An 11,468-nucleotide genomic window follows, 5' to 3' on the forward strand; every position below is an offset into this window, starting at 1 on the left:
GGCAACCATCGTCGCTTCTTCGACAAGGTCGATCGCCTGATCAGCGACCGCGCCGACGATCCCGCGCCCTTCACCGTCGGCATCCTCGACCTCGACGGCTTCAAGCCGATCAACGACCTGTTCGGCCACAAGGCCGGCGACGACATCCTGATCCAGGTGGCGATGCGCCTGCGCGCCTCCATGGACAGCTATTCCACCGTCTGCCGCATCGGCGCCGACGAATTCGCCTTCCTCTACCCGATGGTGTTCTCGGAGGAGCAGGCGGCCGAGAGGTCGCGGATGCTGATCGAGATCTTGTCGGCGCCCTATGACGTCGGCGAGCGCACCGCCCGGCTTTCGGCATCGGTCGGCTGCTCGCTGTTCTATTCCGGCGACGAGACCACCGAGATCCTCATCAACAAGGCCGAGACCGCGCTCTACCACGCCAAGCGCTCCGGCCGCGGCCGCGTCGTTGTCTACACGCGCGAGATGGAGGAGGCTGCCAAGCGCGTCACCCGCATCGAGCAGGCATTGCGCCGCGCCGTCTCGGCCGGCGAGGTCGAGCCGCATTTCCAGCCGATCGTCGATCTCAACACCCGCCGCACCATCGGCTTCGAGACCCTGGCGCGCTGGACCGACCGCGATCTCGGCATGGTGCCGCCGAGCGTCTTCATCCCGATCGCCGAGGAGCGCGGCATCATCGGGCCGCTGTCGCAGCTGGTGCTGCGCAAGGCGACCGAAGCGGCGCGCAACTGGCCGAAGGACTTGTTCCTGTCCTTCAACCTGTCGCCGTCACAGCTCGTCGACCAGAACACCGGTCTGCACATACTAGCGATCCTCGATCGCACCGGCTTCGATCCGCGCCGGCTGGAGATCGAGATCACCGAAACCGGCCTGATGAACGATCCGGCCTCGGCCGAGAAGATCGTCGAGGATCTGCGCCGCGTCGGCATTCGTGTCTCGCTCGACGATTTCGGCACCGGCCAGTCGTCGCTCGGACGGCTGCGCGAGTTCCATTTCGACAAGCTCAAGATCGACCGCGCCTTCGTCTCTTCCATTCTCGATGACCGGCCTTCCGAGCACATCATCCGCGCCATTCTCGCCATGTGCGAAGGGCTCGGCATGGATGTCGTTGCCGAGGGCATCGAGGAGGAGGCGCAGGCCGACCGCCTCGTCCAGTTCGGTTGCGCCGGCGGCCAGGGTTACCTGTTCGGCAAGCCGGTCGACGCAGACGCCACGCTCGGCTACCTGCGCGATTCCTATCGCGGCGCCTTGCACGCCAAGGCGATCTGACCGGGCGAATCCACTTCGCCGACGGGTTCCGGGCTGCGTCGCGGCGGAAGTGTCGCGGCCATTTTGTCAGACATAAGCCGCGAAAGCCGCTTTTCGCCCTTGCTCCCGGGACGGGCGCGGATAGGATGCGCGCCGGCCAAAAAGGAGAAGAGACCATGATGCCATCGGCGCGGTTTGCCGACCTCGACGGCGCCTCGGTGCTGATCACCGGCGGCGGTTCCGGCATAGGGGCAGCGCTGACCGAAGGCTTTTTGCGGCAGGGCGCCAAGGTTGCTTTCGTCGACATTGCCGACGAGCCCAGCACGGCGCTTGCCGACAGGCTGGAGAAGGAGCTTGGCCGGCGGCCGCTCTACCTCAAGGCCGACCTTCGCGACATCGCGGCGTTGCGCGCCGCGGTGGCCAAAGCCGCGGAAGCGCATGGCGATGCCACCGTGCTCATCAACAACGCCGCGCTTGACGACCGCCATGCCGTCGAAGACGTTACGGTCGAGTTTTGGGACAACAACCTCGCCATCAACCTGCGGCCGCATTTCTTCACCGCGCAGGCGGTGGCGCCCGGCATGAAGCGGGCCGGCGGCGGCTCGATCATCAACTTCACCTCCACCTCCTATCTCATCAACCATCCGGACATGCCGGCCTATACCGCCGCCAAGGCCGGCATCCTCGGCCTCACCAAGGGTCTCGCCGGCAAGCTCGGTTCCGACCGTATCCGCGTCAACGCGGTCGCACCCGGCTGGGTCATCACCGAGCGCCAGCGCGAGCTCTGGGTCACGGATGAGGGACTTGCCGCACATGTCGCCAAGCAATGCATCAAGGACGTCATGCAACCAGACGACATGGTCGGCACGGTGCTGTTCCTGGCGTCGGACGCTTCGCGCATGCTGACGGCGCAGATGCTGATCGTCGACGGAGGCTTCCTGTGAGCGGAGCTCCTGCGGTTGCCGCGCTCGACTGGGGCACGACGCGGCTCAGGGCCTGGCTGCTCGATGGTTCGGGCAAGGTGCTTGCCGAGCGGCGTGGCGACGATGGCCTGATCACGGCCCGCGAAAAAGGTTTTTCGAACGTGCTGGAAGGCCATCTTGCCACCATGGGCGCGCCGGAAAGCCTGCCCGTCATCATCTGCGGCATGGCCGGCTCGCGCCAAGGGTGGATCGAGGCGCCTTACGTCACCGTGCCGGCGCCGATCGGCGCCATCCTGCGCGGCGCGGCGCGCATCGAGGGCGAGCGTCGCGACATCCGCATCGTACCGGGCCTGGCGCAGCGGCTGGCCGAGGCGCCCGACGTCATGCGCGGCGAGGAAACCCAGCTCGCCGGCGCTGGTTTGCCGGCAAAGGGGCGCCATCTCGTCTGCATGCCGGGCACGCATTCGAAATGGGTGGCGGTCGAGGACGGCGCCGTCGCCGGCTTTGGCACCTGGCCGACCGGCGAGCTGTTCTCTGTGCTGGCCGCGCATTCGATATTGAAGCATTCGCTGGGCGAGCACCCGGCAGCTGTCGCTGCGGACAACCCGTTCTTTCGTCAATGGTGCGAACGGGCGCTGGGCGAGGGCGGCGATGTCACCTCGAAACTGTTCGCCATCCGCGCTGCCGGTCTCCTGCAGGATCTGAAATCCGACGACGCGGCGGCTTGCCTGTCCGGGCTCCTGATCGGCGGCGAGGTCGCGTCGGCCAAACGCCGCTATGGCGCGAGCGATGCACCGGTCGTGCTGATCGCCTCGGGGGCATTGGCTACGCTTTACGGCGAAGCACTTGGCATTGCCGGCCTTGCTTTCAGGACCGTCGATGCCGATGAAGCGGTACGCGCCGGCCTTGTCGAGGCCGCGCGCGAGAACGGCATGATTGGAGGTGTCGCGTGACCGAGACAGCACCCTTTCCCAAGTTGAAGCGCGGCCTCGTCGCCATCCTGCGCGGATTGAAGCCAGCAGAGGCCGTGGCGATCGGCCAGGCGGTGTACGAAGCCGGCATCGAGGCAATCGAAGTGCCGCTCAATTCGCCGGACCCGTTCGCCTCCATCGCCAGCATCGTCGCGTCCCTTCCGAGGACCGCGCTGGTCGGCGCCGGCACCGTGCTGACGGCGGCCGATGTCGATGCCTTGCACAAGGCGGGGGGCCGGCTGCTGGTCAGCCCCAACATCGATGCCGAGGTCATGGGTCGCGCGATGCATCACGGCATGGTGACGATGCCCGGCGTGTTCACGCCCACCGAAGCCTTCCAGGCCATCCGGCTCGGCGCCTCGGCGCTTAAATTCTTCCCGGCGAGCGTGCTTGGCGCCGGCGGCATCGCTGCGATCCGCGCGGTGCTGCCGCCAACGACCCTGATCGGTGCTGTCGGCGGTGTCTCCGACAAGGATTTTGCCGGCTACAAGGCGGTTGGGGTCAGCGTCTTCGGTCTCGGGTCGAGCCTGTACAAACCGGGCGCCAGCGTCGAGGACGTTGCGCAGCGCGCACGTGCCGCGGTCGCGGCCTGGGACGAAGCTTTCGGGGGGCAATGATGGACGGCGTTTCGGTTTTCAGCGAACATATCTGCGAATTGGGCGAGGGTCCGAGCTACGACCCGGCCACGGACGCGCTGTTCTGGTTCGACATCGTCAACGGCAAGCTTCTGGAAAAATCGCTCGGCGGCGCCCTGAAAGTCCACGACCTCGGGCTGATGGCCAGCGCCATCGCAATCATCGACGAGGCGCGCCAGCTAATCGCGACCGAAAAGGGCCTCTACATCCGCGACGTGCCGACCGGCAAGCTGACGCTGCACACGCCGATCGAGGCCGACAATCCGCTCACCCGCTCCAACGACTCCCGCGTCCATCCCTGCGGTGCGTTCTGGACTGGCACGATGGGCAAGGACGAGGAGAAGGGCGCCGGAGCGATCTACTGGTTTTTCAAAGGCGAACTGCGCCGGCTTTTCGCGGACATCACCGTTTCGAACTCGATCTGCTTTTCCGAGGACGGCGCGATCGCCTACTACACCGACACCGCCACAGGTTTGCTGATGCGGACTTCTTGTGATCCGGCGACCGGCTTGCCGACCGGCGAGCCTAAGGTGTTCGTCGATCATCGCGCCTCGAAAGGCTTCGTCGATGGCTCGGTCGTCGACCGCGACGGCGTGCTGTGGAACGCCGTCTGGGGCGGCAAGGCGGTCAAAGCCTATTCGCCGGACGGGGTGCTCTTGCGCGAGATCGCCATGCCGGTCACCCAGGCCTCCTGCCCGGCCTTCGTCGGTGGGAAGGCGGACCGCCTCGCGGTCACCTCGGCCTGGAAGGGCAAGGACGAAAAGCAACGCAAGCTCGATCCGCAGGCCGGCATGACCTTCCTTCTCGACATTCCGGTCAAGGGCCGCTTCGAGCCGCGTGTGCTGATCGCCTAGAGCCGGATGATTTCGGATCTGGTCGATCCGAAATCTGAATCCGGCTCTAAATCAAGTAGATAGAGCATGACGTCGCCCGAAAACCGCTTCACACTTTTCGGCATCATGCTCTAAGCGTTGTCACGCAACCGCCCCGACGCGGTCGGTTTCTCGCAAGCCGATCGCGCCGGCCGTGCGATGGTAGCGCCTGATTTTCCCCGGAGCCTTCCATGCTGCAGCCGTCGCTGATCCTCGTCCACGAGCCGGAAAAGGCCTGCTTCGACCGGCTCATCGCCGACGGTTATCCGAAGGAACGGGCGACCGAAATCTCGTCCTATCTGGCGCAATCGACCGATCTAGCGCCCGAGTTCGACCAACTGGCCGCCGCGTGCGGAAAGCGCGGCCTCGCTTTCACGGCGGTCGAGCTCGACGATGCGGCGTTGGCGCTGGCCAAGGCCGATCCTGCGACGACGCTGGTCTGGACGCTGACCGACGGCATCGCCTACTTCCGCGGCGGCGCGGCGCCGGCCATGGCGCGGCTGAACGGGCTGCGCACGATCGGCGCCGACGATTCGCTCTTCGCGCTCTGCCAGGACAAGTTCCGTTCCGGCGCCGTGCTCGGCGCGCTCGGGTTGCCGGTGCCGCCTGCCGGTCTGGCACGCAACGGCGAATGGCTGGTCGATGCGCCGGCCTCCGCCGCCGGCTGGTTCGTCAAGCCCAATAGGCTCGGCGCCAAGATCGGTATCTGGCCGGACTCGCGCATCACCGAGCTCGGTCACGCGCTGGAGCTTAGCCGGCGTGTGTTTTCTCACTATCGCGACGACGTCGTCGTCCAGCCCTATGTCGCCGGCCGGAACGCGCGGGCGAGCTTCTTGGGGCTGAAGCCGGAAACCGGCGTCGAGGCGCTCGGCATCGCCTTTGTCGATTCAGGCGGCGATTTCCAGACCATGGCCGACTCGATGGCGCTTTATGGCGATACCGGTCAGGCCGCGAAGGACGCCGGGCTCTACGCCCAGCCTGAACTCGAGCCTGTCGGCGCCAGCCAGCCCGCGGCCGATCGCAAGATCCGAGCCGTCGCGCAAAAGTTGATGAGCGGGCTTGGCCTCAGGGATGTGTTCTCAATAGATCTCAGGGTCGAGCCCGACGACACGGTCCATCTCATCGAGTTCGAGATATGTCCCGGCCTGCCCTGTTTCGATTTCCGCGACTATTGCCGCACGCAATGGGGCATGAGCCTGGCGGATGCGATGGCCGAAACCGCTGCCGGCCGGCTGTCCGGTCCGCAAAGGATAGCGGCCCAATAGCCTGCCTTGACGCTTCCGGCGTCGCCTCTACTATCGCGGCAATGTAAACGAAAGCCGCGCAATGACCACCACGCCTGCTAGCTCCGAGCGCCTTCATCACCACATCAGGCCCATGAGTGGCCGCGATCCGCATGAGGTGAACCGGGTAGCTACCCCGCTCGAGCTCCTGTTCGACCTGACCTTCGCGACCGCTTTCGGCCTTGCATCCTCGCAGCTGGCGCATTTCCTGGCCGAGGGCCACTACGCCGCCGCGCTGCTCGGCTTCGGCTTTGCGAGCTTCGGTATATGCTGGGCCTGGATCAACTTTCTCCTGGTTCTCCTCGGCCTACGACACCGACGACTGGATCTTCCGCCTCGTCACCATGGTGCAGATGATCGGCGTGCTGGTGCTGGCGATCGGCCTGCCGCGCATGTTCGCCTCGATCGAGCATGGTGGTCATCTCGACAATTCCATAATGGTGCTCGGCTACGTCATCATGCGCGTGGCCATGATCTTCCAGTGGCTGCGCGCCGCACGGCAGGATCCGATCCGGCGTGACGCCTGCATCACCTATGTCACCGCCATCTCGATCGCGCAGGTCGGCTGGGTGGTGCAGATCCTGGTCGATTTCTCGGTGCTGACCAGCCTTGTGTTGGGCGCTGTCCTACTTCTGATCGAGCTCGCGGGTCCGATCGTTGCCGAGGCCAAGGATGGCGGCACGCCCTGGCATGCCCATCACATGGCGGAGCGCTACAGCCTGTTCGCCATCATCGCGCTCGGCGAAGCGGTGGTCGGGACGCTTGCGACGCTGTCGGCGGTAGTCGAGGCGCAAGGCTGGAACCTCGATGCGGCTCTTGTCGGCATCGCGGGCACCGGGCTCACCTTCGGAATGTGGTGGGTCTATTACATGCTGCCGTCAGGCCCGGTCCTTCATGCGCACCGCGAACGCGCATTTGTCTGGGGCTATGGCCAGATGCTGATCGTTGCGTCCATCGTGGCAACCGGTGCCGGCTTGCATGTCGCGGCCTACTTCATCGAACATAAGGCCGGGATCGGGCCGGTGCCGACTTTACTGTCGGCCGCCATTCCGTTGAGCATTTTCCTCGGCGCCATCTACGCGCTCTATTACTACCTCGTGCAGCGCTTCGACCCTTACCACGTCCGGCTCCTGGTGGGGACGGCTGCGGTCGTCGCTCTTGCCATCGCCGCCGCGCTTGCCGGCGTCGACATGGCGGTGTGCCTTATCATCCTCACGCTGGCGCCGGCGGTCACCGTCGTAGGCTATGAGATCCACGGCCACCTGCACCAGGCCGAGTCGCTGGCGATGGACGAGCGCCGCACACTGCACTGACGCAGGCCACTGCCGTGCGCCGGTAGCAAGGCGACTCAGAATTCGTCAGATGCCCTCGACCAGAACGATCTCGCCGTCGGCCACTTTCTGGCGAATCGCGACGGCGCGCTGATATTCCGGCGAATGGTAGCAGTCATGCGCCATCGCCAGCGATTCGAACTCGATGATGACGTTGCGGCCGCGGCCTTGCCCCTCGGCTTTCTCATGCGCCCCGCCGCGTGCCAGGAATTTCGCGCCGAAGCGGTCGAAGGCGAGCTTCGAGGCTGCGACATACTCCTTGTAGCCTTCCGGGTCGCGCACATCGACGCGGGCGATCCAGTATCCCTTTGGCATTTGGGTTCCTCCGGTTTGAAAAATCAGGCCGACTGCATTTCGGCCAGGATCGCTTCCGCCGCGGCGCGCCGGTCCGGCGCGGCGACGATCGGCCGGCCCACCACCAGATGGCTGGCGCCGCTGCGGATCGCATCCGCCGGCGTCATCACGCGCTTCTGGTCGCCATGATCGCTGCCAGCCGGCCGGATGCCCGGCGTCACCACCGCCATATCCGGGCCGACGATCCTGCGCACGGCGGATGCCTCGCCGGCCGAGCAGACAATGCCGCCCATGCCGGCATGCAGCGCCTGCTCCGAGCGCCGAAGAACCAGCGTGTGCGGGTCGTATTCGTAGCCGGCGTCGATCATGTCCTGCTCGTCCATCGAGGTCAGCACCGTCACCGCGAGCAGGCAGAGATCGCTGCCTTTGGCCGCCTCGACCGCCGCCCTCATCGGTTTCGGGTAGGCATGCAGCGTCAGCATAGTCATGCCCATCTTGACGATGTTCTCGACGCCCTTGGCCACCGTGTTGTCGATATCGAGCAGCTTCATGTCGAGGAATACCTTGGCGCCGCCGCTGGCCAGCTCTCGCGCGAAGTCGAGCCCGCCGGCGAAGGCGAGCTGGTACCCGATCTTGTAGAAGGAGACGGTGCCTTCGAGCTCGATAACCGCTCGTTCGGCGTCTTTCAGCGTTGGCAGGTCGAGGCCCACGATCAGCCGCTCGTGCATGCTGTGAGCCTCGGCGGTGTTGGCGTGCATCATGCGTCTATCCGCACCGACAGCATGCGCGAGGTTTCGATCAGTGTGCGGCATAGGCGCTCCATCGATTGGTGCAGTCTTTCGTCCCGGAATTGTCCGCTTGCGTCGAACGCCGCGCTGGCGCCGGAAACCGAGCATTCGGGCGTGATCACTTCCATCTGGCAGCGCACCAGCACGGCACGCAGATGATTGATGCAGCGTATGCCGGCGAACTTGCCGTCGGAGGATGAGCAGAGGCCGGCGGGCTTGCCGGAAAGCGGCCGGAACGAGCGGCCGTTGTCGCGCCGTATCCGGCTCACCCAGTCGATCGCGTTCTTCAGCAGCGGCGGGATCGAACCGTTATATTCGGGCGTCGCGATCAGCAAACCATCATGGGCGGCGATCTGGTGGCCGAGCCTGAGCGCGTTTTCAGGAATGCCTTTTTCCTTCTCGAGGTCCTCGTCCATGATCGGCAGCGGATAGTCGCCGAGCGAGATGCGCGTCACCTCCGCGCCCTGCACGGCCAGTTCCTTCTGCGCTACGTCGGCCGTCCGGCCGCTGAATGCGCCGCTGCGGACCGAGCCCGCGAAGACGAGGATTCTTGGGATCACTGCCATTGGCCACCTGTTGGTCGAGGTATAGGCCGAACAGCCTGCAATTCCCAAGTGCTTTCAGTGCGCCTTGCGCCGGTAGATCCACAGCTGCGTCGGCGGGATGTTGCGGAATACGAAATGGAAATGCTCGACCGTGTAGTCGCCGCGTCCGGCCGGGATCGGCGACATCGGGCCATAGGTCAGCTGCACGATCGGCCGTCCATGCGGGATGCGGTCGAGCAGGCTTTCGATATAGGCGATGCGCAGAGCGACCGGGAAGTTGAGCAACGGCACGCCGGACACGACCGAATCGAACATCATGTCGCGCTTGTCGCCGAGCGTCGCGTTGAGATTGAAAGCGTCGCCCTCGATGACGTTGACGCCAGGATAGAGCCGGCGCAGGTGACGCACGAAGTCGATCGAGTATTCGACCGCATAGAGATTTTCCGGCTTCACGCCCTGGGCGAGGATGGCGCGGGTGATGACACCGGTGCCTGGCCCGACTTCGAGCACCGGCAGGCCCGACTTCGGGTTGACGATGGAAGCCATCTTGCGGGCTGTGATGGAACTCGTGGGAACGATCGAACCGACAGTCTTTGGCTTGTCGATCCAGCCCCTGAAGAACTTCAGCTCGTCGTCGAACTTTTCCGCCAGCGCTTTGCGCAAACCGGGACTACGTGCCATGCGAGTTCTCCTCAACGCTCCCCGCAAACGCTACTTAGCAGGTAGGTGGGACAAGGCAAGGCATCAAGCTGGCATAAGGTGTTGATGACGCTCGGTCAGCTCCAGCGCTCTTGACGTGGGCTCAGCCGATCAATGCTCGCCGAAGGACTCGAAAAAGTCCTTCATTCGGGTGAAGAAGCCGCTCGACTGGGGCGAGTTGTCCTTGGACGAGAGCTGCTCGAACTCCTCCAGCAGCTCGCGCTGGCGGCGCGTCAGGTTCTGCGGCGTCTCGACCACGGTCTGGATGTAGAGGTCGCCGACATTGGGCTGGCGCAGCACCGGCATGCCCTTGCCCTTGAGCCGGAACTGGCGGCCGTTTTGCGTGCCTTCCGGCACCTTCACCTTGGTCTGCGAGCCGTCGAGCGTGGTGACCTCGAACGAACCGCCGAGCGCGGCCGTGGTCATCGAGATCGGCACCTTGCAGTAGAGATCGGCGCCGTCGCGCTGGAAGAATTCGTGCGGCTTCACCGCCAGGAAGATGTAGAGGTCGCCTGAGGGGCCGCCGCGCAGGCCGGCCTCGCCCTCATTGGCAAGTCGGATGCGGGTGCCGTCCTCGATGCCGGCCGGGATGTTGACCGACAGCGACCGCTCCTCGGTGACGCGGCCCTGGCCTGCGCATTTCGGGCAGGGGTCCTTGATCGTCTGGCCGCGGCCCTGGCACTGCGGGCAGGTGCGTTCGATCGAGAAGAAGCCTTGCGTGGCGCGCACCTTGCCGTGGCCGTGGCACATCGAGCAGGTGACGGGCTGCGTGCCGGGCTTGGCGCCGCTGCCGGAACATTCAGAGCAGGAGATCGATGCCGGCACGCGGATCTGCGCGGTCTTGCCGGCGAACGCCTCTTCCAGCGAGATCTCCATATTGTAGCGCAGGTCCGCGCCGCGCTCGCGGCCGCCCGACGAGCGGCGCTGACGGCCGCCCATCATGTCGCCGAAGATGTCCTCGAAAATGTCGGCGAAGCCGCCGGCGCCGAAGCCGTGTGCGCCGCCGTTCATGCCGCCCTGCTCGAAGGCGGCGTGGCCGAAGCGGTCATAGGCCGCGCGCTTCTGCGGGTCCTTCAGCGTCTCGTAGGCTTCGTTGATTTCCTTGAACTTGTGCTCGCAGGCGTGGTCGCCCGGATTGCGGTCGGGATGGAACTGCATGGCGAGCTTGCGGAAAGCGCTCTTGAGTTCCTTCTCGTCGGCGCCCTTCTGGACGCCCAGCGTTTCGTAGAAATCAGCTTTCATTTTTTCCCGCAGTCCGGATGCTCAATGTCTTGAAGCATTGTCGCGTCGTTTGCCGGCACGTTGTTTCGATTTAGGAGCGATGCTGCCCGGATGCTAGTAGTGGGCCGTGCCCGCGCCGTGTTTTTCGGTCACTTTTTCGGCCGTGCCGGCACTTTTTCAGCGAAGGTTGCAAAAAAGCCCGGCTTTGCGCCGGGCTTTCGCTTCATTCGCCGTCAGCCGGCTCAGGCCGACTTCTTCTTGTCGTCGTTTTCGTCGATTTCCTCGAAGTCCGCATCGACCACGTCCGAGTCCTTGGCGGCGTCCGCCTTGGCGTCGGCTTCGGCCGCTTCCTTCTGCGCGGCCTCGTACATGGCCTGGCCGAGCTTCATCGAAGCTTCCGCGAGCGCCTGCGACTTGGCCTCGATGGCGGCCACGTCGTCGCCCTCGGCGGCGCTCTTCAGCGCGCTGATGGCGTCGGCGATCGCGGTGCGGTCGGCCTCCGAGACCTTGTCGCCATAGTCCTTCAGCGACTTCTCGGACGAATGCACCAGCGCCTCGGCCTGGTTGCGGGCCTCGACCAAGGCACGACGCTTCTTGTCGGCCTCGGCATTGGCCTCGGCGTCCTTCACCATCTTCTCGATGTCGGCGTCGGACA

General features: G+C 65.1%; 13 protein-coding genes and 1 pseudogene. 8 read left to right on the plus strand and 6 right to left on the minus strand.

What is annotated here, in order from left to right; translation table 11 throughout:
- The 8 genes and pseudogenes from Q0L57_RS29535 to Q0L57_RS29570 all read left to right on the plus strand — a co-directional run.
- On the plus strand, nt 1–1,272 hold a 1,272-nt coding region (locus Q0L57_RS29535), incomplete at its 5' end, for an EAL domain-containing protein (RefSeq protein ID WP_296746618.1).
- A 155-nt stretch (nt 1,273–1,427) separates the two neighbouring features.
- Nucleotides 1,428–2,195, plus strand: coding sequence for an SDR family oxidoreductase (locus tag Q0L57_RS29540; protein WP_296746619.1), 768 nt, complete (start codon nt 1,428–1,430; stop codon nt 2,193–2,195).
- Complete coding sequence (locus tag Q0L57_RS29545) at nt 2,192–3,127, plus strand: 2-dehydro-3-deoxygalactonokinase (RefSeq protein WP_296746620.1); 936 nt, start codon at nt 2,192–2,194, stop codon at nt 3,125–3,127. Before Q0L57_RS29540 ends, Q0L57_RS29545 begins: the two co-directional genes overlap by 4 nt.
- Nucleotides 3,124–3,762, plus strand: a complete 639-nt coding sequence (locus Q0L57_RS29550; protein ID WP_296746621.1) for a 2-dehydro-3-deoxy-6-phosphogalactonate aldolase — start codon at nt 3,124–3,126, stop codon at nt 3,760–3,762. The genes Q0L57_RS29545 and Q0L57_RS29550 overlap by 4 nt, the downstream gene beginning before the upstream one ends.
- Complete coding sequence (locus Q0L57_RS29555; protein WP_296746622.1) at nt 3,759–4,634, plus strand: SMP-30/gluconolactonase/LRE family protein; 876 nt, start codon at nt 3,759–3,761, stop codon at nt 4,632–4,634. The genes Q0L57_RS29550 and Q0L57_RS29555 overlap by 4 nt, the downstream gene beginning before the upstream one ends.
- 209 nt (nt 4,635–4,843) lie before the next feature.
- Nucleotides 4,844–5,917, plus strand: coding sequence for a D-alanine:D-lactate ligase-like protein (locus tag Q0L57_RS29560; protein ID WP_296746623.1), 1,074 nt, complete (start codon nt 4,844–4,846; stop codon nt 5,915–5,917).
- Between the two features lie 112 nt (nt 5,918–6,029).
- A pseudogene (locus Q0L57_RS29565) lies at nt 6,030–6,158 on the plus strand (low temperature requirement protein A); the annotation flags it as partial.
- A gap of 28 nt (nt 6,159–6,186) precedes the next feature.
- Complete coding sequence (locus Q0L57_RS29570) at nt 6,187–7,248, plus strand: low temperature requirement protein A (protein ID WP_296746624.1); 1,062 nt, start codon at nt 6,187–6,189, stop codon at nt 7,246–7,248.
- A 45-nt stretch (nt 7,249–7,293) separates the two neighbouring features.
- Here the strand turns inward: Q0L57_RS29570 and Q0L57_RS29575 are convergent, their stop codons facing one another.
- The 6 genes from Q0L57_RS29575 to Q0L57_RS29600 all read right to left on the minus strand — a co-directional run.
- Entirely contained in the window at nt 7,294–7,581 is a 288-nt protein-coding gene (locus Q0L57_RS29575) for a DUF1330 domain-containing protein (protein WP_296746625.1), read from the minus strand.
- A 23-nt stretch (nt 7,582–7,604) separates the two neighbouring features.
- Entirely contained in the window at nt 7,605–8,318 is a 714-nt protein-coding gene (gene pyrF / locus Q0L57_RS29580; RefSeq protein ID WP_296746630.1) for an orotidine-5'-phosphate decarboxylase, read from the minus strand.
- A complete protein-coding gene (locus Q0L57_RS29585) occupies nt 8,318–8,914 on the minus strand; it encodes an NADPH-dependent FMN reductase (RefSeq protein ID WP_296746626.1) in 597 nt (198 codons plus the stop codon). Before Q0L57_RS29585 ends, pyrF begins: the two co-directional genes overlap by 1 nt.
- Before the next feature lie 54 nt (nt 8,915–8,968).
- Nucleotides 8,969–9,574: a phospholipid N-methyltransferase PmtA gene (gene pmtA / locus Q0L57_RS29590; RefSeq protein WP_296746627.1), complete on the minus strand. Its 606-nt coding sequence runs from the start codon at nt 9,572–9,574 to the stop codon at nt 8,969–8,971.
- A gap of 129 nt (nt 9,575–9,703) precedes the next feature.
- Nucleotides 9,704–10,834 carry a molecular chaperone DnaJ gene (gene dnaJ, locus Q0L57_RS29595; RefSeq protein ID WP_296746628.1) on the minus strand — a complete coding sequence of 377 codons (1,131 nt, stop codon included), beginning with the start codon at nt 10,832–10,834 and terminating at the stop codon, nt 9,704–9,706.
- Nucleotides 10,835–11,055: 221 nt separating this feature from the next.
- Nucleotides 11,056–11,468, minus strand: a 413-nt coding sequence (locus tag Q0L57_RS29600) for an Hsp70 family protein (RefSeq protein ID WP_296746629.1), incomplete at its 5' end; no start/stop codon positions are given.

It is taken from the genome of Mesorhizobium sp. (assembly GCF_024509055.1).
Classification (GTDB): Bacteria; Pseudomonadota; Alphaproteobacteria; order Rhizobiales; family Rhizobiaceae; genus Mesorhizobium.

Coding starts and splice junctions, on each gene's coding strand:
- Q0L57_RS29555 (WP_296746622.1), top strand. CDS start 3,759: ATGATGGACGGCGTTTCGGTTTTCAGCGAACATATCTGCGAATTGGGC.
- Q0L57_RS29575 (WP_296746625.1), bottom strand. CDS start 7,581: ATGCCAAAGGGATACTGGATCGCCCGCGTCGATGTGCGCGACCCGGAA.
- Q0L57_RS29585 (WP_296746626.1), bottom strand. CDS start 8,914: ATGGCAGTGATCCCAAGAATCCTCGTCTTCGCGGGCTCGGTCCGCAGC.
- dnaJ (WP_296746628.1), bottom strand. CDS start 10,834: ATGAAAGCTGATTTCTACGAAACGCTGGGCGTCCAGAAGGGCGCCGAC.
- Q0L57_RS29540 (WP_296746619.1), top strand. CDS start 1,428: ATGATGCCATCGGCGCGGTTTGCCGACCTCGACGGCGCCTCGGTGCTG.
- pmtA (WP_296746627.1), bottom strand. CDS start 9,574: ATGGCACGTAGTCCCGGTTTGCGCAAAGCGCTGGCGGAAAAGTTCGAC.
- Q0L57_RS29560 (WP_296746623.1), top strand. CDS start 4,844: ATGCTGCAGCCGTCGCTGATCCTCGTCCACGAGCCGGAAAAGGCCTGC.
- pyrF (WP_296746630.1), bottom strand. CDS start 8,318: ATGCACGCCAACACCGCCGAGGCTCACAGCATGCACGAGCGGCTGATC.